General features: G+C 38.7%; 24 protein-coding genes and 8 tRNA genes. 7 read left to right on the top strand and 25 right to left on the bottom strand.

Features of this window, described 5'->3' with window-relative positions:
• Positions 1-78: 78 nt before the first annotated feature.
• Positions 79-1,407 (bottom strand): amino acid permease, encoded by a 1,329-nt coding sequence (locus H9564_RS07965; RefSeq protein ID WP_404804696.1) that lies wholly within the window; start codon positions 1,405-1,407, stop codon positions 79-81.
• Positions 1,408-1,561: 154 nt separating this feature from the next.
• On the opposite strand from H9564_RS07965, the gene H9564_RS07960 reads away from it, so the two are divergent.
• The 3 genes from H9564_RS07960 to H9564_RS07950 all read left to right on the top strand — a co-directional run bounded on the left by H9564_RS07960 (position 1,562) and on the right by H9564_RS07950 (position 2,963).
• Positions 1,562-2,086: a VanZ family protein gene (locus tag H9564_RS07960; RefSeq protein ID WP_191684950.1), complete on the top strand. Its 525-nt coding sequence runs from the start codon at positions 1,562-1,564 to the stop codon at positions 2,084-2,086.
• A gap of 38 nt (positions 2,087-2,124) precedes the next feature.
• Entirely contained in the window at positions 2,125-2,292 is a 168-nt protein-coding gene (locus tag H9564_RS07955) for a hypothetical protein (protein ID WP_182581706.1), read from the top strand.
• Between the two features lie 143 nt (positions 2,293-2,435).
• Positions 2,436-2,963 (top strand): HdeD family acid-resistance protein, encoded by a 528-nt coding sequence (locus tag H9564_RS07950; RefSeq protein ID WP_191684949.1) that lies wholly within the window; start codon positions 2,436-2,438, stop codon positions 2,961-2,963.
• 430 nt (positions 2,964-3,393) lie between these two features.
• Here H9564_RS07950 and H9564_RS07945 read toward each other — a convergent pair whose 3' ends face one another.
• Positions 3,394-3,825, bottom strand: a complete 432-nt coding sequence (locus tag H9564_RS07945) for an Hsp20/alpha crystallin family protein (RefSeq protein ID WP_191684947.1) — start codon at positions 3,823-3,825, stop codon at positions 3,394-3,396.
• Between the two features lie 296 nt (positions 3,826-4,121).
• Between H9564_RS07945 and H9564_RS07940 the strand changes: the two genes are divergently transcribed.
• Positions 4,122-4,970, top strand: coding sequence for an aldo/keto reductase (locus H9564_RS07940; protein WP_191684945.1), 849 nt, complete (start codon positions 4,122-4,124; stop codon positions 4,968-4,970).
• A 61-nt stretch (positions 4,971-5,031) separates the two neighbouring features.
• Here H9564_RS07940 and H9564_RS07935 read toward each other — a convergent pair whose 3' ends face one another.
• The 9 genes from H9564_RS07935 to H9564_RS07895 all read right to left on the bottom strand — a co-directional run bounded on the left by H9564_RS07935 (position 5,032) and on the right by H9564_RS07895 (position 15,203).
• Positions 5,032-5,352 (bottom strand): metal-sulfur cluster assembly factor, encoded by a 321-nt coding sequence (locus H9564_RS07935; protein WP_191684944.1) that lies wholly within the window; start codon positions 5,350-5,352, stop codon positions 5,032-5,034.
• Positions 5,353-5,356: 4 nt separating this feature from the next.
• Entirely contained in the window at positions 5,357-6,760 is a 1,404-nt protein-coding gene (gene sufB / locus H9564_RS07930) for a Fe-S cluster assembly protein SufB (protein WP_191684942.1), read from the bottom strand.
• Positions 6,753-7,217 (bottom strand): Fe-S cluster assembly sulfur transfer protein SufU, encoded by a 465-nt coding sequence (gene sufU / locus H9564_RS07925; RefSeq protein ID WP_191684940.1) that lies wholly within the window; start codon positions 7,215-7,217, stop codon positions 6,753-6,755. Before sufU ends, sufB begins: the two co-directional genes overlap by 8 nt.
• Positions 7,204-8,439 carry an aminotransferase class V-fold PLP-dependent enzyme gene (locus H9564_RS07920; protein WP_191684938.1) on the bottom strand — a complete coding sequence of 412 codons (1,236 nt, stop codon included), beginning with the start codon at positions 8,437-8,439 and terminating at the stop codon, positions 7,204-7,206. Before H9564_RS07920 ends, sufU begins: the two co-directional genes overlap by 14 nt.
• Positions 8,432-9,703 carry a Fe-S cluster assembly protein SufD gene (gene sufD, locus H9564_RS07915; RefSeq protein WP_191684936.1) on the bottom strand — a complete coding sequence of 424 codons (1,272 nt, stop codon included), beginning with the start codon at positions 9,701-9,703 and terminating at the stop codon, positions 8,432-8,434. Before sufD ends, H9564_RS07920 begins: the two co-directional genes overlap by 8 nt.
• A 14-nt stretch (positions 9,704-9,717) precedes the next feature.
• Positions 9,718-10,515 (bottom strand): Fe-S cluster assembly ATPase SufC, encoded by a 798-nt coding sequence (gene sufC, locus H9564_RS07910; RefSeq protein WP_191684934.1) that lies wholly within the window; start codon positions 10,513-10,515, stop codon positions 9,718-9,720.
• A gap of 155 nt (positions 10,516-10,670) precedes the next feature.
• The gene (locus tag H9564_RS07905; RefSeq protein WP_191684933.1) at positions 10,671-12,014 is read right to left on the bottom strand and encodes an FAD-dependent oxidoreductase; all 1,344 of its coding nucleotides are present in this window, start codon (positions 12,012-12,014) and stop codon (positions 10,671-10,673) included.
• A 419-nt stretch (positions 12,015-12,433) separates the two neighbouring features.
• Positions 12,434-13,105, bottom strand: a complete 672-nt coding sequence (gene apf / locus H9564_RS07900) for an aggregation-promoting factor (protein ID WP_191684931.1) — start codon at positions 13,103-13,105, stop codon at positions 12,434-12,436.
• Positions 13,106-13,505: 400 nt separating this feature from the next.
• Entirely contained in the window at positions 13,506-15,203 is a 1,698-nt protein-coding gene (locus tag H9564_RS07895) for a phosphoenolpyruvate carboxykinase (protein WP_191684929.1), read from the bottom strand.
• 173 nt (positions 15,204-15,376) lie between these two features.
• Between H9564_RS07895 and H9564_RS07890 the strand changes: the two genes are divergently transcribed.
• Positions 15,377-15,895, top strand: coding sequence for an acyl-CoA thioesterase (locus H9564_RS07890; RefSeq protein ID WP_191684957.1), 519 nt, complete (start codon positions 15,377-15,379; stop codon positions 15,893-15,895).
• 66 nt (positions 15,896-15,961) lie between these two features.
• On the opposite strand, the gene H9564_RS09370 is transcribed toward H9564_RS07890, so the two are convergent.
• From H9564_RS09370 to nrdD, 5 genes are all read right to left on the bottom strand, one after another.
• On the bottom strand, positions 15,962-16,309 hold the full coding sequence (locus tag H9564_RS09370) for a heavy metal-binding domain-containing protein (protein WP_404804695.1): 348 nt from the start codon (positions 16,307-16,309) through the stop codon (positions 15,962-15,964).
• Between the two features lie 178 nt (positions 16,310-16,487).
• Positions 16,488-17,162: an aggregation-promoting factor gene (gene apf / locus H9564_RS07880; protein WP_191684927.1), complete on the bottom strand. Its 675-nt coding sequence runs from the start codon at positions 17,160-17,162 to the stop codon at positions 16,488-16,490.
• Between the two features lie 356 nt (positions 17,163-17,518).
• Positions 17,519-18,523 carry a SufD family Fe-S cluster assembly protein gene (locus tag H9564_RS07875; protein WP_191684926.1) on the bottom strand — a complete coding sequence of 335 codons (1,005 nt, stop codon included), beginning with the start codon at positions 18,521-18,523 and terminating at the stop codon, positions 17,519-17,521.
• Between the two features lie 12 nt (positions 18,524-18,535).
• Entirely contained in the window at positions 18,536-19,123 is a 588-nt protein-coding gene (nrdG, locus tag H9564_RS07870) for an anaerobic ribonucleoside-triphosphate reductase activating protein (protein WP_191684924.1), read from the bottom strand.
• A 12-nt stretch (positions 19,124-19,135) separates the two neighbouring features.
• Positions 19,136-21,370, bottom strand: a complete 2,235-nt coding sequence (nrdD, locus tag H9564_RS07865; RefSeq protein ID WP_191684923.1) for an anaerobic ribonucleoside-triphosphate reductase — start codon at positions 21,368-21,370, stop codon at positions 19,136-19,138.
• A gap of 405 nt (positions 21,371-21,775) precedes the next feature.
• Between nrdD and H9564_RS07860 the strand changes: the two genes are divergently transcribed.
• Positions 21,776-22,129 (top strand): hypothetical protein, encoded by a 354-nt coding sequence (locus H9564_RS07860; protein WP_191684921.1) that lies wholly within the window; start codon positions 21,776-21,778, stop codon positions 22,127-22,129.
• 185 nt (positions 22,130-22,314) lie between these two features.
• On the top strand, positions 22,315-22,944 hold the full coding sequence (locus tag H9564_RS07855; protein ID WP_225209619.1) for a YczE/YyaS/YitT family protein: 630 nt from the start codon (positions 22,315-22,317) through the stop codon (positions 22,942-22,944).
• Between the two features lie 69 nt (positions 22,945-23,013).
• Here the strand turns inward: H9564_RS07855 and H9564_RS07850 are convergent, their stop codons facing one another.
• The 9 genes from H9564_RS07850 to H9564_RS07810 form a co-directional block, all read right to left on the bottom strand.
• Positions 23,014-23,847 (bottom strand): AraC family transcriptional regulator, encoded by an 834-nt coding sequence (locus H9564_RS07850; RefSeq protein WP_191684919.1) that lies wholly within the window; start codon positions 23,845-23,847, stop codon positions 23,014-23,016.
• Positions 23,848-23,999: 152 nt separating this feature from the next.
• Positions 24,000-24,084: transfer RNA gene (locus tag H9564_RS07845), tRNA-Leu, on the bottom strand.
• Positions 24,085-24,113: 29 nt separating this feature from the next.
• Positions 24,114-24,184: transfer RNA gene (locus H9564_RS07840), tRNA-Cys, on the bottom strand.
• A 37-nt stretch (positions 24,185-24,221) separates the two neighbouring features.
• Positions 24,222-24,296, bottom strand: a tRNA-His gene (locus tag H9564_RS07835).
• A gap of 17 nt (positions 24,297-24,313) precedes the next feature.
• Positions 24,314-24,384, bottom strand: a tRNA-Trp gene (locus H9564_RS07830).
• 6 nt (positions 24,385-24,390) lie between these two features.
• Positions 24,391-24,473: transfer RNA gene (locus H9564_RS07825), tRNA-Tyr, on the bottom strand.
• Between the two features lie 6 nt (positions 24,474-24,479).
• Positions 24,480-24,552: transfer RNA gene (locus H9564_RS07820), tRNA-Phe, on the bottom strand.
• A 52-nt stretch (positions 24,553-24,604) separates the two neighbouring features.
• Positions 24,605-24,677: transfer RNA gene (locus H9564_RS07815), tRNA-Val, on the bottom strand.
• Between the two features lie 7 nt (positions 24,678-24,684).
• Positions 24,685-24,756: transfer RNA gene (locus H9564_RS07810), tRNA-Glu, on the bottom strand.

Genomic DNA, 24,756 nt, shown 5'->3' with positions numbered 1-24,756 from the left:
TTTTTAGTTTAAACGTAAAAATCTGGTATTGGTATAGAAAGTGAAATTTCTATATCAACACCAGATATTGTAGAGCCTTTATTTCTTAGGTTGTGATAATGAAGCAAAGGCTAGGATAGCAAACCATACTAGTGTAAATATTAGTGCTCCTAGTGTCTGTTTATTCAAACAAAGGACAATTAAAACAAACCCTAAAAAGGCTAATACAAGATAATCAGTATATGGTGCACCAGGAACCTTAAAAATCCGTTTTTGTGGTTGTGACCGCAGATATTTTAAATGGGTCACCATAATAGTCGCCCAAATAAAAAGAAAACTAGTTGTCGCAATACTTGAAATAACTGTAAAAACGCCACCAGGCATTATCAAATTTAGGATTGCAGCAATTGCAACAACGCCTGCAGAAATAATAACAGCAAGCGCCGGTACAGAGTTTCGGGATAGTTTACTAATCTTTCTAATTCCTGGTCGATGAGAGGTTGCCGTTAATTCGGCAAGCATCCGACCTGTTGTATAGAGAGAACTATTACATGCTGAGGCAGCCGCTGTAACAACGACAAAGTTAATCAAACTAGCAGCACCGCGTAACCCAATATCATTAAAGACCATTACAAAAGGACTTTTTGAAGGTGCTAACCGGTCCCAAGGATAAATACACATAATCACTGCCAAGGCAGCAACATAAAATAAGAGGATTTGGAATGGAATAGCATTTATTGCCCGGGGAATAACGTGCCGGGGATTTTCTGCTTCAGCAGCTGTCATCCCGACCATTTCAATCCCGACAAAGGCAAAGACAACCATTTGAAAGGAAAGAATGAAACCCTTTGCGCCGGCAGCAAAAAAGCCCCCATTATTAACCAAGTTAATTGGTGAAGCAACATATCCGCCCTTACTCTTAAAACTAATTAGCATCATTCCGATACCAACAAGGACCAAGAGCGCAATTGCAAGAATTTTAATTAAGGCAAACCAAAATTGTAATTCACCAAACGCACTTACAGTGATTAGGTTAATACATAGGAGGACAATCAAGGTTAACAACCCTGGGATCCATTGAGAAACACCAGGAAGCCATAATTGGAAGTACATTCCAATTGCTGTAATTTCCGCCATCGCTAATGCAATCCAACATGCCCAATAAGCCCAGCCAGTAATAAAACTTACTCGTGGGCCCAAGTAAACGCGAATTGCATCGACGAATGATCGGTAATTTAGATCTGACATTAGTAGTTCCCCGAGTGCCCGCATAATCCAAAAGCAGACAATTCCAGTAATAATATAGGCTAATAGGATTGCTGGGCCAGCCGAGTGAATTGCTTGACCAGAACCAAGAAACAGACCAGTCCCGATCGTTCCTCCCAATGCCATTAGTTGGATATGGCGGCTTTTCAGGCTACGCTTCATTTTATTTTGCTTTGCCAATGTAGTTCAATTCTCCTTAAAATTTCTCTTAAAAGTTATTGACAAACTATCTTTTTATAACCTTTTATTTAATAATGGAAAATAGTTTGTCCGAAAGTTTATTGTATACCATTTTTTGTGAAGAGAGGGAATAAATTTGTTACACTGGCTTCCATTTTGTACATATTTAGTCGTTACAATTATCATCACGATTGATGCTTTTTCTCGCTACCGGCAATTTAGCAAGTGCTTAACGGTCTTCGCCTGCTTCTGCTATTTTGTGATTATTCTTCGCCTCTGTTTAACTCCAATTAGTTTTAGCTTTATTAGTGCCGACCGTAATTTACGGTATTTTCATGGAGTTCCCTACAATCTCATCCCATTCCAGCAACTTGATTTAGAATGGTTTTTAAATATTATTATGACAATTCCATTAGGTATTCTCTTATACCTGATTGGCCGGAAAAGTCCCTTTGTAGTTGTTTCCTGTTTAAGTTTACTGTTTAGCCTTTTTATTGAAGGAAACCAATTTGTCTGCGACTTCCTTTTTCAAATTGGCCGAGTTGCCGACATCGATGACATTATTACTAATACCCTGGGTGGTATCATTGGTTTTTACGGTTTAAAATTATTTGATCGTGGTGTTATTGATAAAATAATTCAACCTTTTTTCCTATCATAGAAAAGTTTGGTACACTATTACTAATGAGGTGATTATCAATGATTTCAAACGAACAACGGGCCCATGATATTGCCATTGCATTAATTCAAGCTAATGGTAAAGACATGAAGCCAATTGAAGCATATCATGAATATATCAACTACCTTTTACCAATTCTCAAAGAAATCGATAAAGACTTCAAAAATGGTATTAGGGAACACATTTAACCTGAATGACTGGACTCTAAAGGATTTAGTTTCTGATCTTTAGTCCAGTCTTTCTTTTTGTATTTACAACATAGTATGTTCAAACAACCATTGTTCGCAAATTTGCGGTATGATTAAGTTATTAGTGAAAGGAGCTATGAGCTATGAACAATATTTCTCATCGGCGGTTCGATTGGTTCAGCTTTTTTGTTGGAATTCTATTTATTCTTGGTGGATTCATTTCATTTTCAAAACCAGATCGAACCTTGCAATTATTATCTGTAATTATCGGTGTTGTCTTTATCTTTGATGGGATTTTTGAATTAACAATTCGGCGGCGCTTTTTGCGCTCACTTCATGAGAACTCCGCTTGGGTTGTTGTCCTCGGTGCCCTAAATGTTGTTTTGGGAATCATCTTTATCTTCCATCCTGGATTTGGAACCCTCTACATTGCAATTATTTTTGCTGCGTGGTTCATTATCGATTCCGCAATGGAATTATCTGTTGGTCGGCTATTCAAGGGGATTAGCGGGGGCTACTACTGGTTAACAATTGTCTTCAGTATCTTAGGAATCATCCTGGGTGTAGTTCTCCTCTTCAGTCCAATTGTTTCAGCATTAACAGTTGTTTGGATTGTTTCTGTTTTCTTGATTGTCTTTGGTGTATTAAAGGTTATTCAAGCATTCAATTAGATCAAATAAAGCAACCTAAGATTAGTTCAGAACGAAAATAATCGTTCTGAACTTTTTTGTTACCCTAAAGATAGATCCAAAATCGATCATGGCCCCAGGGACTTCGAGTCCGGATTAAAAAATGACTTCCGCTATCTTTGCTTTGATATTTTGCTTTCAGGTTGTGGAACTACGAGGCCGAGAAAAAACAAAATGTTTTTTCCCGGCCTCAATCCGTTACTGATAGTCTCCGAACTTATAGGGTCTAATCGCGGGAATCCTAAAGGCTAGCTATGCGTCGTAACCAGAGTCTTAGAGTCTAACGCAGCGGAGCAAGCCTATTTGGCTACGAACGATTTTGATGATTTCATCATCATTCATCGTTCTAGGTTAGCCAACCAGGCTCTCGAGGGGGTTAATTCCCAGCTTCGTTCTTTTCGCTCTATCTTAATTAATCAATTTCAATCCGGGTATCATCATCACTCTCTGCTTGCTTCTTTGGCAAGATAAGTGAAAGAACACCATTTTCATAGTGAGCGGTAATGTCCTTCCGTTCAACATCTGGTAATCGATATTGACGACTCATTTGTCCATAACGCCGTTCGCTATGAAGAAGGTGACCTTCCTTATCGGACTCGTCATCAAGCGTGTCACGGTGTCCAGTAATGGTTAAGATGTTATTTGAATAACTAATATGAATGTCCTTCTTATCAAATCCTGGCATATCAATCTTAACCTTGTATTGCTTATCATTTTCTTCAATATCAGTCTTCATGTGATCTACGACCGGCGTGAAGTCTGAGAAGAAATCATCATTCATCAAATTCCGCATGTTCAGCATGTTATCCAAAAAGTTATTCCGACGTGTTAAATCGTGAGCCATAAATAAAGCTTCCTTTCCGTTAACTTGAACTTGATTACACTTCTTATCTTAATCACTTACGGTAAAAGTGCAACCATTTTTAGCACTCTTAACAGGAGAGTGCTAAAAATAATTTACCGTTGGTGATTAATTTCGCTATCAAAGGGCTTACCTGTATTCTAAGTGATCCTTTAACCCTAACCAAGAAATAAGCATTTTAAATTTGTCTTATATGAAATTATGATCATATATCAATCAGATGTATTTAATTAGAAAGAATGTTAGGATCAAATTGTAAGAACTTAAGGAGGGATTTTATGAGTACAATAAAATTAGGTCAAATAACCGTACCAGCAATTGGTGTTGGAACTTGGAACATCGGTGAAGATCCAACTAAGCATGATGAAGAGGTAAAAGCGATCCGAACAGCAGTCGATGCTGGGGCAACAGTAATTGACACTGCGGAAATGTATGGTCAAGGGCGTTCAGAAAGAATAACCGCTGAAGCTCTAGCACCCTACTCTCGCGAAAATCTTTTTTTAATTGATAAGGTCCTCCCAGGAAATGCTAGCCATGCAAAATTGGAAAATAGTTTGGATCGTAGTCTTCGATTGATGCAAACAGATTATTTTGACCTTTACCTCCTTCATTGGCGCGGAACTGTTCCACTTGCCGAAACAGTTGAAGAATTAACCAAAATGCAAGAAAAAGGAAAAATTCGTCATTGGGGTGTTTCAAACTTTGATACAGCCGATATTAAAGAACTATGGTCACTCCCTAATGGTACGGATTGCCTAGCAAATGAAAATCTTTATAACCTAGATGAACGTGGAATCGAGTATGATCTTTTGCCATTAATGCATCAGGCGGGAATGCCATTGATTGCTTATTCGCCACTTTCACAGGGGGATACTATTTCAGGAAAACTAACTGATCATCCACTCATCAAAGAAATGGCTCATAACCACCATGTAACCGTATACCAAATAATGTTGGCATGGACTATCCGTGATCACCACACCTTAGCTATTCCTAAGGCCGCTAGTCCAGTTCATGCAAAAGAGAATGCGGAAGCGCTCAACATCAGTTTTACCTCTGATGAACTTGAGGCTCTTGCTAAAGCATTTCCAAAACCCACAACAAAACAACCGTTAGCAACAATTTAAACGTAAAAAGCTTCAAGAGTTTAATATTTTTCACTCTTGAAGCTTTTATTATTATTCCAATTTAGAAGCGGACTCCTAATGCGATTCGAGCAAAACGACTCATTTTATCTGGAGTCCAGGCAGGCTCCCAGACAAGGTTAATCTTACAAGTTTCAATTTGGGGAGTACCCAAAACCGCCTTCTTAATCATTGCATATAGGACATCACTAATCGGACAGCCCATCGTTGTCAACGTCATTGTAACAATACAGTTGCCATCATCATCAACATCTACTCCATAAATTAGGCCAAGGTTAACTAAATCAATTCCTAATTCTGGGTCAATGACCTTTTTCAATGCTGTCATAACAGCTTGTTCATTAGCAGAAAGTTGTTTATCCATTATATTAACCAATCGATCCTTCCATCTCAAAACTAATTAAGCGGTTTAATTCAACTGCATATTCCATGGGTAGTTTCTTCGTAAAGGGCTCCACAAATCCCATAATGATCATTTCCGTTGCTTTTCGTTCGCTAATGCCTCGACTCATCAAGTAATAAAGTTTTTCAGCTGAAATCTTTGATACCTTTGCCTCATGCTCCATTGTCACATCCGAGTTATTAATCTCATTGATCGGGATCGTATCCGACGATGACTGGTCATCCATAATAATCGTGTCACACTCAACATGGGCCTTTGAGCCATTTGCTTTTTCCGTAAATCGAATATTCCCCCGATAATCAGTGGAACCACCTGTCCGCGCAATTGACTTAGAAACAATTGAACTAGACGTATTCGGCGCATTATGAATTATCCGGGCCCCTGAATCCTGATGAATATGGTCACTAGCAACAGCGATTGACAACATTGTTCCTCGAGCACCCTGACCATTCAAGTAAACACTTGGATATTTCATTGTCACCTTCGAACCAAGGTTACCATCAACCCACTCCATCGTTGCGTTCTCGTCCGCAGCCGCTCGTTTTGTCTCTAAACTATAAACATTTTTTGACCAATTTTGAATAGTGGTATACCGACAATAGGCGTTTTTTAAAACATTCACCTCGACCACGGCAGCGTGAAGACTATCTGAAGAATAATTTGGTGCGGTACATCCCTCAACATAATCAACGCTTGCCCCTTCATCAACAATAATCAAGGTTCGTTCAAATTGTCCCGTATTCTCTGCATTTAAACGGAAGTATGCCTGGATCGGTGTCTTAACCTTAACCCCTTTTGGCACATAAATAAAAGAGCCTCCAGACCATACAGCCGCGTTTAACGCCGCAAACTTATTGTCAGCTGGTTTAACTAATTTTCCAAACCACTTTTTGAAAAGGTCTGGGTACTTTTGCAAGGCCGAATCAGTATCAGTAAAGATAATCCCTTGTTTAGCAAATTGCTGTTTCATGTTATGATAAACCACTTCTGACTCGTACTGGGCAGCCGATCCTGCTAAATACTTTCTTTCTGCTTCAGGGACACCTAAGCGGTCAAAGGTCCTTTTAAGATCCTCTGGGACATCTTTCCAATCCCGGTACTTTTTATCGGTCATTTTCTGGTAATACAACATATTGTCTAAATCCAGGCCAGATAAATCCGGACCAAATTTAGGCATTGGCATTTTCTTGTATAAGTGAAATGCCCTTAGTCGGTAATCGAGCATCCATTGCGGTTCATGTTTTTCAGCAGAAATTTTTCGAACCGTGGCTTCTGTTAAACCACGACCGGTTGAATAAAGTGGCTCAACATTATCATGAAAGCCATACTGATAGTCCTGATTACCAAGAACATTCTTTACATCAGTCACTGTGATCTTCCTTTCCTGGCTCCGTTAGTAATGCGCGCTGAAGTGCCCACCAAGCTAAAGTTGCACACTTAATCCGTGCAGGGAATTCCATAATTTGCGTTAAAACCCGAGCATCCCCCAACTCTGTTAATTCTTCTTTCGAATGTTTCTTTCCAATTGCTTCATCAGAAAAGATTTTTGCAATTGCTAACGCCTCATCCTTACTTTTACCCAACATTACATCAGTTAACATACTTGCAGAAGCCTGGCTAATCGTACATCCCTGGCCAGCAAAGCCAATCGCGGTTATCCGGTTATTTGAATCCAGGTGGAGACTAACATTAACCGTGTCACCACAAGTAGTATTATGAAGTGTTTTTTCGTTTGTAGCATCCGGAACTACGTAATAATGATGTGGGTTAGCAGCATGTTCTAAAATTACTGCCCGGTACAGTTGATTTAATTTATCTAAGCCCACCGTTAAAGAACTCCTTTGTTTCTTCAATTGCCTTAAGTAACTGATCACAGTCTTCCTGGTTATTATAGAATGCCAAACTAGCACGAACCGTAGAATTTACCCCTAATGAATGAACAAGTGGTTCAGCACAATGGTGACCAGCCCGGACGGCTACTCCTTCCATGTCAAGAGCTGTTGCAACGTCGTGGGGATGAAGGTCACCGATATTAAATGAAGCAACGCCAATATGTTGAGAAGGATTTTCTGATCCATAAACCTTCACTCCCAAAATTGCCTCTAGTTTCGGTAACAAATAAGCCATTAGTTCTTCATCCCTTGTCTGGATACTTTTCATCCCGATTTTTTGTAAATACTTAATTGCACTCGCAAGGCCAAGAGCACCAGCGATATTTGGTGTTCCAGCTTCAAACTTATGTGGAATTTGATCCCAATCACTGTGGTAAAGCTGGACATCTTCAATCATCTCACCACCAAATTGGTAGGGAGGCATCTGTTCAAGTAATGATTGCTTGCCATAAAGGACGCCAATCCCGGTCGGTCCAAGCATTTTGTGGCCCGAAAAAGCATAAAAATCAGCAGATAATGCTTGAACATCCACTGGTAAATGCAAAACTGCCTGAGCCCCATCAACAACTATGATCGCTCCATGTTGATGAGCTAATCTAGCTAATTTTTTTACTGGACTTAGGTTGCCCAGGACATTACCAACATGGGTCACCGCAACAATTTTTGTTTTGGGAGTAATCTTTTGCTGCACATCATCAAGATCAATTTGACCATCTGGATTCAGCTTGATGTACTTTAATGTCGCATGCTTTTTGATTGCCAATTGCTGCCAAGGGATTAAATTACTATGATGTTCAGCTAAGGAAATAACAATTTCATCTCCAGGTCGAACATTCTGTTCCCCATAGGTAGCCGCAACTAAATTAAGGCTTTCAGTTGTCCCCCGGGTAAAAATAATTTCACGTTGATCCTGAGCATGAATAAACTCTTTAACAAGTTCACGGGAGCGTTCATAGCGTTCAGTCGCTTCAAAAGATAACTGGTAAGTCCCCCGATGGACATTAGTATTTTCCTGTTGATAAAAATTTACTAAGCGATTAACCACTGCTGTCGGTTTCAGACTTGTTGCCGCATTATCAAGGTAAGCAAGACGTTCATCATTCATCGTTTGCTGCAATTCCGGAAAATCATCACGAACTCGCTCCCAATCAGTCATTTTCTCTTAACTTCCTTTCTAAAATTTCAATCATCTCTTGACGAATATTCCGATCGGAGATTGATGTAATGACCGCACTTAAGAAGCCACGAATGACCATCCGCTGTGCTTGTTTCTTCGGAATACCCCGACTTAAAAGGTAGTAAAGCTGTTCTTGATTAATTTCGCCGACGCTTGCTGCATGTCCAGCTTCGACATCATTTTCATCAATTAACAAGATTGGGTTTGCATCCCCCACCGCCTGAGGCGACATCATCAATAAGCGGTTTTGTTGCTCTGCAGTTGAGCCATGAGCACCATGAATAATTTGACCAATTCCATTAAAGATTAGCCGCGAATTACCAAGAGCAACTCCTCGCTGATTAATTAGTCCTTGTGAATGGGGACTACGGTTAGTAACCCGGTTATTAATCCCTAATTGCTGGTTAGCTGTAGTTAAGGCGATTAATTGCGAATTAGCAAAAGCACCTTCACCAATTAATTCCGAGTCAATCTCACCAGCAGTATCACACTGATTCATTAATCCAATCGACCAATTAACTTTAGCGTAATCCTTAACTGCTGCTCGATATTGGTAGTAAACAGGATCTGACTGTGCCAAATGATCAAGGGATGAAAAATTAATTTCACTATTTGTTCCCGCGACAATCTCTGTAAAATTAGTCAAAGGATTAGTTTGTTTTTTATCTGAAACCAAGTGATCGATAATTTGAAAACGACTGTTCTTCCCCGCGATAATTAGCAGGTGAAAATTAGTCGTCATTTTTTCTTGCTGATCGAAATTAACGGTTAAGTGGATAGGTGAGGTCAATTCAACATTTTGGGGAATATAAATAAATATTCCTTGGTTGATAAGGGCTGCATGGTATGCAGAGAGGAAATCTTCATCTGGAGAAATTACTTTTGATAAGTATTTTTTTACTATCTGGGGATCGCTTTTAATTGCTGAAAAGAGATCGGTAATAATTATTCCTTGCTCCTTTACTGAATTTGGAACAGTAGTAATAATATTTTTTGAATCAACTCTTACCTCTATTTGATCTTTGTCGTTCTGATGTTCAATTAGGCTTGATAACTGAAAAAAGTGAACATGGTTAGAAATAAATGGCCAATGCTTAAAGTCAAATTTAGTAATTCTCGGAAATTGGGTTGTTTTTAACTTAGCTAAAGATTCTTGACGAAAGCGAACCAACTCAACGGGCTCATCATTTTCCACCAACATTTTTTGAAACTGGGCTTTAAGCTGTGAATAATCAAAATCCATAAATCGCTGTCTCCTTAGTTATCCTCATCAACCAGGTTAATCTTTAAACCTAATTCATCGCGTAAGCCAGCATACCCTTCTGCTTCTAATTTCTGTGCTAATTCAGGCCCACCATTCTTTACAATTCGACCATCCATCATTACGTGAACCGTATCTGGAACAATATACTTTAGTAGCCGTTGGTAGTGGGTAATAATTAATGCCCCAAAATTATTACTCCGCATGGAATTAACCCCACGTGAAACAACCTTTAATGCATCAATATCTAGTCCCGAATCAATCTCATCCAAGATCGCAAAATGGGGCTTAATTATCAATAATTGGAGAATCTCGTTCCGTTTCTTTTCGCCACCAGAAAAGCCTTCATTAAGGTAGCGTTCTATCATTGATTCCTTCATATCTAATAGTTGAAGCTTTTCATCCAGCTCTTGGAGAAACTCCATGACCGAAATTTGATTATCTTTCGGCCGACGAGCATTAATTGCTGCACGAAGGAATTCGGCATTGGTTACTCCTTGAATCTCCGCGGGATACTGCATCGCTAAAAACAGTCCTTTTCGTGCTCGCTCATCAACAGGCATTTCAAGAATACTTTGATTATCTAATAAAATATCGCCTTGGGTAACGTGATAATTGGGATGTCCCATAATAGTCTGTGATAACGTTGACTTTCCTGTCCCGTTTGGTCCCATAATAGCGTGAATTTCCCCAGTTTGCATTTTGAGATTGACTCCCTTAAGGATCTCTTTTTGCTGGTGAGTTTCTTCATCTTCAACTACAACATGAAGATTTTTTATCTGTAAAGTTTCCATATCTAGTGTTCACTCCCTAATCAAACACAATATCATGATGTCAATTACCTATTTTACCAGTTTCATTTAATTATGGAGGAAAAGATTAGGAGCAAAATAAAAAGCATGGTGAGAACCACTACTGGTTCCCATCACGCTCTTATTTAGTTAATAAACTATTTGGTTGCCTTAGCTACTGCTTGTTGGCCGAGAAGGTTAATAAAGTTAAACGGACGGTCAAAGTTAGGTTGGAAAAGCATATCAACCATTGCCATAAAGTTAATCGTGTTCCGATTTTGAATCATTACGGAAACCGCGTTAGCATACATTGAAATATCATAAGTACTCATGAATTGAGCACCTAGAATTTGGTTATTACTCCGATCCCAAACAACAGTCCCAATGACTTTCGCATTAGTCGGCATAAATTCTGGACGATAATTATCTTCAAAGGTTACAGCATCAGCATCGAAGCCGGCTGCTTTAGCACTTTCCAGTGTCATCCCAGTTGAAGACATCGCGTGATCATAGAGTTGCAACCCTGATGTTGATTGAGTTCCCATATAGGTCATCGTGTTACCAAAAAGGTTTGTTCCAGCAATTACCCCTTGCCGAACAGCATTAGTAGCCAACGGTACATATGCTTCCTTATTAGTAGGATTATAGTGAACTGCTACTGCATCTCCGGCACCATATACATCTGGATTAGAAGTTTGCATGTAAGCATTGGTTTTAATTGAACCATCTGCATTAAATTCTAATTGTCCTTTAAAGAGGCTAGTGTTAGGCCGGAATCCAATACATAAGATTGCCATATCGGCAGAATAACTACCACGGTTGGTCTTAACAACGACACCACCATCAGCGCCCTCTTCAAATCCAGCAACTAATTCATCAAAAGCTAACTTAACATTATGCTTTTCAAAATCCTTAGTAACAATATCAGTGTACTTTTGATCATAGTACTTACTAAGCAAACGATCATTACCATCAATCAAAGTAACATTCTTATTTTGCTTACTGTAGGCTTCTACCAACTCAACACCAATATAGCCCCCACCAATAACAACAACATTTTTAGCGTCCTTTGCTACCTCAAATAATTTCTTAGCATGATTATAATTCTTACATAAGTAAACATTTGGGTTATGAATACCAGGGAGGTCAGGAATAAGCGGCCAAGAACCAGTAGTTACCACTAATTTATCATAGTGATCTTCTGTTACATCACTGCTATTTAAATCCTTAACAGTTAATGACTTATTCTTAAGATCAACGCTAGTAACTTCATGTTCTAGCTTTACGGAAGCACCTAACTTACTCAATGTTTCTGGACTTGAGTAGAACATATCATCAATATTCTTTGTGACACCGCCAAGATAAGTAGCAATCCCACATGATAAAAATGAAATATTATTATTTTTTTCGTAAATAGTAACTTCAGCATCCGGGTGATTAGTTAACACTTGATTAGCTGTAATTGTTCCAGCATGAGTACATCCAATGATAGCAATCTTCATTATTATTGCCTCCTAGACTAAAATATAATCTGGTTCACATCTTTATAATGTTACTTCATTCACGATTATAACAGATTACATTTAAAAATGCAGCCTTTAGTTATTTATCGGGTGATATTATTTAAAAAGAAATAAACTCGTTTTAGATGCTTTCTATCCCCCTAAAACGAGTTTAATTTATTAGTCAACATTACTGAAACGTTGGAGCAAACCAGAAATTGATTGATCAATTTCGTTTGTGAACCCACGCAAAGATGAGTAGGTTTCTGGCTACCAACTTGTTGGTGACAGAAATCACTCAGCTACTGCGTCAAGGAAAGAATCCTTAGAGACAACAAACTCCCGACAGCGGTGTTAAAGCACCACTGCCGGGAGAAATTGTTATCAACCGTGAGTTTTATACGGGCTCACACTCCATTTTAGTACCAACCGTGTGATTGCCAGAAGGCTTGGGCTTGGCTCCAGGAACCGTAACGACTGGCTACGTATTGGTCAGCTACTCGTTCTTGGTTAGCTGCTGAGTAGTCACCGTTTAAGTATGAAGCGGAAAGTTGGTACTTACCAATGTATTGACCGTTAGTAGCACCGTAGTTACCACCTGATTCACGGCCAGCGATCCAAGCCTTAGCGGCGGCATCGTTACCGGCTACATTGGAAGTGTAGTTACTGTTACCGTTGTAACTTGCAGCATTGCTTGCTGAAGTAGTTGCGGTTGCAGTTTGAGTTTGGGCAGCTGTGCTGTTAGTAGTAGCTGCTGAACTAGTTTGGTTGTTGTTTTGGGTTGTTGTGTTAGCTGAAGGTAATGTTTCAACTTGCTTTTCAGTAGCAGGAGCAACTTCACCGTCATCCTTGATTACTAACTTTTGACCAACGTAAATTAAGTCCTTGTTAGCAATGTTGTTGTTTGAAGCCAAGGTATCAACGAAAGTTAAATCATGACCTAATTTGTAAGAAATCCCAGAAAGGGTATCGCCTGCTTGAACAGTGTAGATACTGTCGGCGTTAGCGGTGGTTGCAGTAGCGACAGTACCTAAAGCGACGGCACCGGCAATGGCTGCTGTAATCTTAGCTGCTTTCTTAGATAACTTCATAAAAAAATCAATCCATCCTTTTCTCTTGTAAGTTTGTAAGTAATATGATGTTAATTGTTTTGGAAAATGATGTTTTATATATCATCAACGCTTATATACTATACAGGGTCATCGTTACGGACCGGTTACCATGACTTTTCAAATTCCGCCATAATTGTAATTTTTTGTAACAAATATACGTATTTTTCTTATATATTCATTGCTATTAACTAGATAATCATTGATAAATCAACGTTCTTCGCTCACCCTAAACTTTTCCTTCCCTATTTCGAAAACCATTTAAATATCTCTTGATTTTTACTAATTTTTGTTAAAGTTTTTAATTTTAAGCTCAAAAAAGTCCTGTAGCATCGAAATGTTACAGGACTATTGCAAAAATTGAAGCTTTTGTAACTTTAAATTAGTCGTTCATTAAAACATCAAGTAATTCTGAGGCAGATTCTTTCAATGCATCCTTAGACTTATCATTACCAAGGTGGGTAAAGATTTCACCAACATAAACACCCTTATCGAATAATTCAGTGAAGACCTTATCGATAATTGGCTTAGTCTTTTCTGGTTCTTGTACTGGACCAAATGGGTTAGCAAAGAAGGTCTTGCTCATCCCAACTTCATCAGTTGTTCCAAGGGCCTTCCGTTGACCAGCAACAAAGACCTTTTCAGCTTCTTCCTTAGTATCAAAGCGGTGAATACCTACTTCATCGCTGTAGTTATTAGCATAGAGCCACATATCAATGTGGTGGTGCTTAATAACGTTCTGGTAAGTATCAGCAGGAATAATAACCCGGGCATTCTTTCGTTCTGGATTCAAGTATACACCCCGGTCCATGTTATTAAATGCAACCGCACTGCTTAAATCATCTAGACGAACAAAGGCACCGGTTTCTGTCCCTTGAGCATAGATATGACCATCATCAGTAAGGGTGAAGCTTCCCATATCATCAAAAATGGTTTCCATGCTGACAATCTTGTCATCAGCTAATTCTTGTAATGCTTCAATTGATTCAGACTTTCCGGCACCTGAATCACCAAAGAAGACAACGTTCTTTTCTTTACCATTAGTAAACTTAATCTTTAACATTGAACCGTGAATTGGTAAACGACCATTATAGATTTGGTGAAGGTTGTGCAGGGTTAAGCACATCTTCTTCATGTAACCAAAGTATGTGGTCTTATCAGTATATGGAACTTCACCGATCCAAATATTGTTCTTTTCATCATGGTAGTAGTGTGAAACCATGCCTTCTGTCTTTTCAAGGCCAAAGAGAACAACCAAGTCTGGCTTTTGTCCTTCAATTTCTTCAGGTGAAGCCAATTCAAAAAGGTTAGAAAGAGCAATTCCGTTTACAAGGTAGTCAACGTTGAAGTAGATAAAGGCGAGACTTTCCCCAATCTTTGCTGGGTAGCAGTACCACTTTCCCCGTTCTCCATGGAAACGATCTACTGGGTTCTCACTAACGGCAGAAAAGACTCCTTCACGTTTGTTACTCTTTGTGTGCATCATCATTGGTGGCCGAAGCATTACAGTATTGATGAAATCAATGTCGCGTAATTCTTCATAACCAGCAGGGATTTGCCAATTATGCTGTTGAACTAAAATGGTAGCGTTAGTTGCCGCATTAACTTGCCGGTATGTCCGATTTTCAAAGCCTTGAAGTTTTTCCTCAAGAATCCGGTAAAGCTTCCGTACCAGATCGTTAAATTGAGTATCAATTGTCCGGAATTCATTTCCAACAATCTTGTTATCATTGTAATTAATAACGGATACCCGCAATAATGAACGGTAATATGAATATAATTCTTCGACACTCTCTAGAATATCTTTTGGATCGTATTCATCAAAAGCACTGTCATCATCTACAAGGATCTTTTTCAATACATCAATAAACTTGTCAACACTAGCATTATCAAAGGCATCGTCATCATTATCTGGATTACGTGAATCCAAGTATAATTTAACAATATGCTTTACTTCATCACTATTAATTAATGAAGGAATATCAGTAAAGTAGTTTTGACTGTAATTTAAGGTAGCCACTCCCCGCTCAGGGTTTACGTATAGTGACTTAGTATCAATAATCTGACTATCTTTTGACATTGATCTCATCCTTTCATCTCTATGTGTCTCCATTATAATATAACTTTTAAGAAAAAGATGAAAAAGATATTAATATTTTTTCATTTTTACAATAATGAGTTTAACGTCTCAAAGAAAGCGATTTCTTAACTGTGATAAAATAAATGATAAGGAATAAATTTAAGGAGCTGTAAATAATGAAGATAAATTGTAATGATACTTTAGCCGTTTCTCTCCACCGGGTTCTTAATGCTGATTTAAACGAACATGGAACAGTGTTTGGTGGACGAATCCTTGAATTAGTTGATGGTGAAGCTTCCGTTGCTGCAATGCGAGTAACTCGTTCCACAGTCGTTACTGCAACAATGGATCACCTCCAATTTTTCCAACCATTCCATCTCCAAGATTCAATGTGTATGGAAGCCTACGTTACTGGGCTTGGACACCGGTCACTCGAAATTTTTGTTAAAGTTATTGGTGAACACCTTAAAACTGGTGAAAGGTTCGTTGGCTTTTCATGCTTCATTACCTTTGTAATTCAAGATCCAAATAAGTCAATTCAATACGATCAGATAGTTCCCCAAAGTGCTGAGCAAAAAGCAATGATCGCTGGTTATGAAACCCGGAGAAAGCATCGAAAAGAAACACGAAAGAAACAAACGCAGCTCATTAATTTAATCAGTACAAATAAGCCATGGGAAACACAAAATTAATACTTCCATATAAAGAAGGGCCAAGGTCTAGCATCGCTAAACTTTGGCCCTTTTCAATGAGTATTCTCATTTTAATTTCACAGCCGTTCCGTAAGCAGTGACAGTTGAATTATTAGAGTCAAAGCGCATTGATACTATAACATCTGCACCAATTTTCTGAGCGTTTTTTCTTAAAACTTTAACTGCTTGTTGGTGATCAGCTGCAGTTCCAAAAGCCATTCCAATAATCCGATAATTGTTTTCTGGAATATTCTCTGTCGTGGTTAACACAATCTCATCATCTGTTGATGTTACCGGCTTCTTCTTTTTTCGTCCCTGAGCAACAAATCCTGCAAGGCCACGATTAATTCCTGCACCGTACATTTTTTGTGCCCGTTCAATTGCTCCTTGATCGTTCTTTGATTTAAATAGCATTTTGTACTCCCAAACTATTTGAAAATTATGGTTATTATTATAGCAAAGAACTACCATATGGCTAAATTATTCGCAGAAAATTCCTTAGAGATAACAAACTCCCGACAGCGGTGTTAAAGCACCACTGCCGGGAGAAATTATTATCAACCGTGAGTTTTATACGGGCTCACACTCCATTTTAGTACCAACCGTGTGATTGCCAGAAGGCTTGGGCTTGGCTCCAGGAACCGTAACGACTGGCTACGTATTGGTCAGCTACTCGTTCTTGGTTAGCTGCTGAGTAGTCACCGTTTAAGTATGAAGCGGAAAGTTGGTACTTACCAATGTATTGACCGTTAGTAGCACCGTAGTTACCACCTGATTCACGGCCAGCGATCCAAGCCTTAGCGGCGGCATCGTTACCGGCTACATTGGAAGTGTAGTTACTGTTACCGTTGTAACTTGCAGCATTGCTTGCTGAAGTAGTTGCGGTTGCAGTTTGAGTTTGGGCAGCTGTGCTGTTAGTAGTAGCTGCTGAACTAGTTTGGTTGTTGTTTTGGGTTGTTGTGTTAGCTGAAGGTAATGTTTCAACTTGCTTTTCAGTAGCAGGAGCAACTTCACCGTCATCCTTGATTACTAACTTTTGACCAACGTAAATTAAGTTCTTGTTAGCGATGTTGTTGTTTGATGCTAATGTATCAACAAAAGTTAAATCATGACCAAACTTATATGAAATTTCTGATAAGGTGTCACCGCTTTGCACCGTGTAAATTGAGTCGGCGTTAGCGGTTGTGGTAGTTGCGATAGTTCCTAAGGCAACAACTCCGGCAACAGCAGCTGTAACTTTAGCGATGTTCTTCGATAACTTATTCATATAAATGAAATACCTTCCTTTTCTTAATTATTGTTTCAAATTTCTAATTATCATTGTTAAGTTGTTGATTACCTCATCAACAGTTTCTAATATACACAATCAAAATTACATAGCAGTTACTACAGATTATCAATTTCACCAATTTTCGTAATTTATTGTAATAAAGTCTTCCTATCCTATCAAATATTAACCGCTTCAAATCCTAATTTACCGCCATTTAGCCTCCATTTTCTCTTCGTTAACCTATAAAATTATTTTTGTAATAAAAGAGTATTTAAAAGGCTCAAAATAGGAAAAATTCATTCCTATCTGAGCCTTTTAACGTTATTTTGCTTGGTTTTGTAACTATTCTGTAACTAACAATGCTCCATTAACCACGACTTTATGGGCAAATATTCCTCAAAAAAGTCATGAGCACTTGAGAAGTTTTCTGAATTCCTTGGCATATTATTAATAAAGAGAGTCTTATTACTAGCTACCACCCGTTGTTGATGAAGCTCAAGTGGCTCACCATCAACAGTAGCCAACCTTCCCCATTCTAATTGAGAGTTTGGAGTTTTCCATCCCCATTCCTTTACATCAGCACTTGTTCCTTCACCATAACCATCAACCTGGGTAGTTACCTTCCGCTGACTCTCATTATTAACAAGTGAAGCTAATTTAACATTCCAGTGGGCATTTGAACCATCAAGGAAACTATAAAAGCTATTATAGTTGTGACTAACCGCTGGAATTATTCCTTCAATATTTAGTACTGATTCACGGGCCTGGTAAGCATGAACGGCTTGGCGAGTAAAATCACTTTGGTAGTGATTGTCCTGATAAAACTTCACCTGCGCTCCCGTCCCCATTAAAATCTCGGTTGCAGCATAAATAGGTTGCTCTGTTTCATACCTACTTTCTTCAACCACTGACACTTTTGCACCAGCACCAACAATTATTAAGTTATGTGGATTATTGCTCTTAGTTACCAAACCTAATTCCAGTGGTGACTTAAGTTCTGTATTATCTGGTACATAAATAAACTGACCAACATCCATTAAAGCAAGGTGAATCGCATTTAACTGGTTCTCTTGCCAGCGGACAGCTTTTTCCATTAAGTTTTCCTGCAACAATTCCGGGTATTTTTGAACCGCTAAGTTGATCGGTAATGCTACATAGTCATCCCCATCATGTATTAATGCCGAGTCATCACTATTAATTTCTAAAGAAGGATTTTCCCATTTAGTCAACCATTCCTGCTGTTGTTCAGCTTTTGAAAACCGTTCTTGCAATATCAACGCCAATGACCGCTTCTTTTGCAACCACGCCGGTTGATCCCGACTAGCCATCTGGACAATTTTAAGTAATTCCTTTTTCATCAATCTCACCTACTAATGAACTAGCTTATCCCAAATAACGACCTTGCCACTAGCAAATGATTTAGGAACATCAATAATTCGCTGGTTAGAACTTCCCCGGAACTGCAAAGTTAAATCCTTCTTTGCCAGAAGGAAGCGACCATCTACCAAAATATCAATATTATGGAGCATTTCTAATTTATCATCGGAATCCTTTAAAAGTTCTTCCCAAGTATATCCTGACCATGACCAAATATCCTTCGTGTGACCAAACTCTTTCCTCAACCGGTGAATTAACTTCAAACAAACCTGAGTATTCAGGAAAGGTTCTCCCCCGAGCAGGGTTAATCCCTGAACATAACTTTGAGAAAGATCTTCCATTATTTGGTCTTCAAGTTCCTTAGTGTATGGTTGACCATAATGAAAATTCTGCGCAGCTTTATTGTAGCAACCCGGACAGTTAAACAAACAGCCACTCACGTACACACTGCAACGTACCCCTTCACCATCGACAAAGTTAAATGGTTTATAGTCAGCAATATATTGAAGTGAATGATCCTTTGCCAACCATTCTTTAGGTTGTGGATTCTTTGGTAACCTTTGTGGCCCTTTTTCTCTCATTTTTACCCCTCTTTAAATTTGATTACCGTTAATTGCAGCTCGTTCTTCCTTTGAGTCGAGTTGCCGATTTTGCTCAAATTGGGCAGCTGACTTAATCATTGAAGAACTCATATGTTTTACCCGGTGAATAATTTCCTCATGTCGACCGTGAACCATTGGCCGTTGTTGTGGATTACCTAGATAACCACAGGTCCGCTTAACAACATCACAGGTGGCTGGATCATGGTTACCACATTGCGGACACTTAAAGCCACGAGCAGTCGCTTCAAATTCACCTTTAAAACCACATTTAAAGCATTGATCAATCGCTGTATTTGTTCCAAGGTAACCAACATGATCATATGCCCAGTCCCAAACAGCTTCCAAAGCTTTCGGGTTTTGACGAAGGTTCGGATATTCGCAATAGTGGATAAAGCCCCCTGCAGCTTGGTATGGAAATGCCTCTTCAAATTCCAGCTTTTCAAATGGTGTTGGGTGCTTTCGAACATCGTAGTGGAAACTATTAGTGTAGTATTCCTTATCCGTAACATCTTCAACCCGGCCAAACTTCTTAAGATCATCCTGGCAGAAAGTATCAGTCAATGATTCCGCTGGGGTTGAATAAAGACTATAGTGGTAACCTTCTTCACTTTCCCACTTAGCACAAAGATCGTGCATTGCCTTAGCAATTGAAACAGCGAAGTCATGGGCTTCCTGGTTATGTTCCCAATTTGTCCCATAGAACGTAGTGCAAACTTCATATAGACCAATATAGCCTAAAGAAACAGTTGCTCGACTATTTTTGAAAACTTTGTCAACGCTATCAGTCCGCTTTAGTCGTTTTCCAAATGCCCCGTACATGTAGAGGAGTGGAGCATTTTCCGGTTTAGCCTGCTTTGTCCGTGCAATTCGGTACTTTAAAGCAGTATGACAAATATTCATTTTCTCTTGGAAAATCTGCCAAAAGAGTTCCTTGTCTCCATGAGCTTCAAGGGCAATCCGGGGAAGGTTAACTGTGACAACTCCAAGGTTCATTCGACCAGAATTTACTTCTTTCCCGGTTTCCGGATCTTTCCATCCTTGTAAGAATGATCGGCATCCCATCGGTGTCTTAAAACTTCCAGTAATTTCCTTGATTTTATCGTACATCAGTAAATCTGGGTACATCCGCTTAGTTGAACATTCAAGAGCTAATTGCTTGATGTCATAATTTGGATCACTAGGTTGAAGGTTTAGTCCCCGTTTAAGAGTAAAGATCAGCTTTGGAAAGATGGCAGTTCGGTGTTCCTTACCAAGTCCCTTAATCCGGATCTTTAAGATCGCCTTTTGAATCTCACGACAAATCCAACTTGTCCCTAATCCAAAGTTAATTGTTGTGAACGGTGTTTGTCCTTGACTTGAATAAAGAGTATTAATTTCATACTCCAATGCTTGCATTGCATCATAAATATCCTTTTTAGTCTTAGCGCGGGCAAAGCCTTCCCGCTTTTCAGGAGCAATCCATTCTTCAGCATCCTTCATATGCTTTTGGTAATTTAATTTAGCATATGGTTCTAATAATTGATCAATTCGGTTGGCTGAACAACCACCATACTGTAATGAAGCAACGTTAGCAATAATCTGTGACATTTGAGCAGTTGCCGTCTGAATAGAACGTGGTGAAGAAACCCAAGCGTTTCCGATCTTAAAACCATTCTTAAACATCTCATCAAAATCGATTAAACAGCAATTAGTTTCTGGCGTAACGGGTGAATAGTCTAAGTCATGCCAGTGAATATCACCCCGTAAATGAGCCTTAGCTACTAGCTTAGGCAACATCCGCAAACCGAGAGCACGGCTAACAACTCCAGCTTCCAGCTCCCGCTGAGTATTGAACACATGACTATCCTTATTGGCATTCTCGTGAACCACCCGCGAATTTCGGTCAAATAATTGGTTAAGCTTATATTGGGGATCGGTTGCTTCCGCAAATTTTCGTTCATCCTGACGACGGTAATCAATATACTTTTGAGCTAGTACATCTTTGTCTGCTTTCTTCAAGCCATCAATAAATGCTTGTGCAATTTCTCTAGTCGAAATTGATTGTTGATTAACAAAAGAAAGAAGTGCCTTATACACGGCTTTCTTTGTCTCATCATCAGCGCTTAATTCTCTCAGCACTAAGTCAATCTTATAAGCATAAAAAGGTGTTTCTGAACCATCACGCTTAATAACCTTAACATTAGTAAGGTCTTGTAGGCTTGCATCTTTCATTAACTTTATTTCCATTGCTCCAGTCCCCTTTTTTGATATTAACGATTGTTATCATACTATCGAAAAAAATAAAGTGAAACCTTGACTTCTCCACCCCAATATGTAGATGCAATTATAACTTAGCCACTACTTATTGTGATTTCAAGTAAATAAAAGCAAGAACGTTAAAGATGATAAAAATTAAACGCTACTCCTACTACCCTTTAACCAATTTAATCAATAATAATTAGTAATTTTTCCTTCGCATATATTATCAATGGATAAATCAGCAAAATTAAAATTAGCACCGCTAAACATATGAAAAATAATTCATATTTAATTTAATCTATAAGACACGAACAGACTTCTTATAATATTTTAGGTTAGATCGTTTTATAATCGCCATTTTAAATATTAATATATTTATAAGGAGGTGTCGTTATGAAATATACTAAAATAATTGTTGGGATCATTATGATTATTCTTGCAATTGTTATCTTCTTACAAGCACTCTTTACCGCTGCTGCAAACCCTGATGCTTCTGCACGAATATTCAGTATGACTGCCGAAATCGTGATTGCAGTACTATATCTAGCTTCCGGAATTCTTTATCTTTGCACATTCCGGATTGATAATATGGTTGGTGATAGTATCTGCTTAGGAATGATGATTATTAGTTGGATTATCGCCATGCTGATGTTTAAGATTTATCTTTTCCTTCAGCTTTGGGGCTGGCTCGCATTAATCATCGGAATTGGCTTTTTTGTTTGGCATTTTATTGAGAATCGGGATTAAATTCTTCTAGCGATCAAGTAAACATTATGCTTGATCGCTTTTGTAATTTATAATCCTTGACCCATTTATTTCTAACATTTTGCATTATTTTAACAACTAATTTCACGGTATCTCACATATGAAAGCGCTACGATAAAAACGAAAACAAAATAAACGATAAACGTTTTTACATAGGGGTGAAATAATTGTATCAATTTAAAAAAATTACTATGGCTTTTTGTGGTGTATTGCTTTGTGGAATCTGTGTTGGCATGCTTCAAAAAGCAAATCTCGGTGTTGATCCATTCACGTGTTTAGTAACAGGAATTGCTAACCTTTTTAATTCCACCTATTCTACTTTCTACCTTATCCTTACCGCGTTCCTTCTTTTTCTTGTTTTTATCCTTCGTCGCCACTATATTGGGATCGCAACCATTATTAACCTCTTTTTAACAGGGATCGCCGCAGATACGATGCGTTCAATTCTTGATAATATCTTTCCTCATCTAAATTTAACTCTTCGCTGTGGACTAATGATTACTGCAATCGTTTTTACTTGTCTAGCTGCTGCACTCTACTTTACAGCTGATCTAGGAGTGTCAGCTTATGATGCTATTGCACTTATTGCTGCTTATAAATTTCACTTACTACCATTTAAATATTGTCGAATTATCACGGATAGTATCTGCGTCTTAGTTGGTTTCTCTTTCAATGTTACTTTGGGAATAGGTACAATTATTACTGCCCTATTTATGGGACCACTTACACAATGGTTCAAAAGTAATATTGCTGAACCACTTCTCAATCATAATGAATCCATTAAAACTATTGCATAGAAAAAGCGGCTCTAAAGTTCGAATGATACGGAGTTTAGAGTCGCTTTTTGTATTGTAAAATAACTTTTCTCATTCTTTTATTCTTTGACTTTGCTGACGATACTTACGAGGACTAATTCCATAAGCACGTTTGAATAACCGTGTAAACGTATTTGTCAATTCATACCCGCATTGTTCTGCTACCTGATCAATACTAATGTTTGATGATTCTAATAAATGCCTTGCCTTTGTAATTCGAAAATTTCGGATATACTCACTAGGTGTTAAATCTAATTCTCGCTTAAATAAATCACTAAGATAGCTTCGATTAATATTAGTAACTCGTGCGAGCTGATCAACAGAAACTGTTTCTAAATGTTGGCTAATATATTGAATAGCTTGCTTTACATAGTCATTTTGTTGTGATCCCTTAATACTTACTTTCCCGTTTGTCCCAGCAGAAACATAACTAAGAAAACGCAATAAACAGCTTAGTCCATAAAGTTTATTGGCTAAAGACTTATTATCAAGTTTCAGTATTCTATTAACACAATCCACCATTTCATACGATTTATCACTATCAAAGACTGGTGAACCTTCTGAAATTGGGAGTTGCTTTACTAATGTTTGCGCATCACTCCCAGCAAAACCAACCCAAACATATGACCAAGGAGTTTGATTATCTGCAATGTAAAATGTCCGAAAATTTGGTTCAATTAGAAAGCCCTGACCAGCATGAAGGTGATATGATATATTATTAACCTTAAATATCCCTGATCCGGACAGAATAAAATGAATTAAATAATAAGGACGGACTGCTGGCCCATACTTGTGACCTGCTAATGTATCTGATCTTCCAACAGAAGTTAACCCTAACTTTGTCATCTTATCTACAGCATAATTTTTAGTATATGCCCTTTCCATTTTCCACCCAGCTTTATTTCAATATTAAGGTACTCTCAGCATTAATTATAGCGCTTTCAAAATAGCAATAAAATAAAAGCAGGAGAAAGTTTAATATAAACTTTCTCCTGCTAAATTGCTTACCAACTAATACCATTTACTCAGTCAAAATATGCCTCCGGTGGGGGTCGAACCCACACTCCCTCAACGGGAACTGGATTTTGAGTCCAGCGCGTCTGCCAATTCCGCCACAGAGGCAAAATATTAAGTATTAGTTAGTAACTAAAAGGTGGTAATCGGATTTGAACCGATGATAAAGGTTTTGCAGACCTCTGCCTTACCACTTGGCTATACCACCAAATAGTTAACGTTAAAAGGAAACCCTTTTAACAAAGGGCGGTATGTGGGATTTGAACCCACGCGTGCCGGACCCACAAACCGGTGTGTTAACCAAACTTCACCAATACCGCCAAAAAATTCATAAAAGCAGGGATAGTAGGAATCGAACCCACAACGACGGTTTTGGAGACCGTAGTTATACCGTTTAACTATATCCCTATAAAATGGGGGAGAGTGGATTCGAACCACCGAACCCGAAGGAACGGTTTTACAGACCGTCGCGTTTAACCAGACTTCGCTACTCCCCCATAAAGTGGCGCGGGACGGAATCGAACCGCCGACACACGGAGCTTCAATCCGTTGCTCTACCAACTGAGCTACCGAGCCATTGCGATTATATGGGTTTTATTAAATTACCAAACACAACTTTCGTTGTGAATGGAGGATACAGGGCTCGAACCTGTGACCTCCTGCTTGTAAGGCAGATGCTCTCCCAACTGAGCTAATCCTCCATAAAAGTGACCCGTGCGGGATTTGAACCCACGATACCAGCGTGAAAGGCTGGTGTCTTAACCACTTGACTAACGGGTC

This window comes from Limosilactobacillus avistercoris (genome assembly GCF_014836425.1).
Classification (GTDB): domain Bacteria; phylum Bacillota; class Bacilli; order Lactobacillales; family Lactobacillaceae; genus Limosilactobacillus; species Limosilactobacillus agrestimuris.
This window is presented reverse-complemented; position numbering and strand designations above follow the sequence as displayed.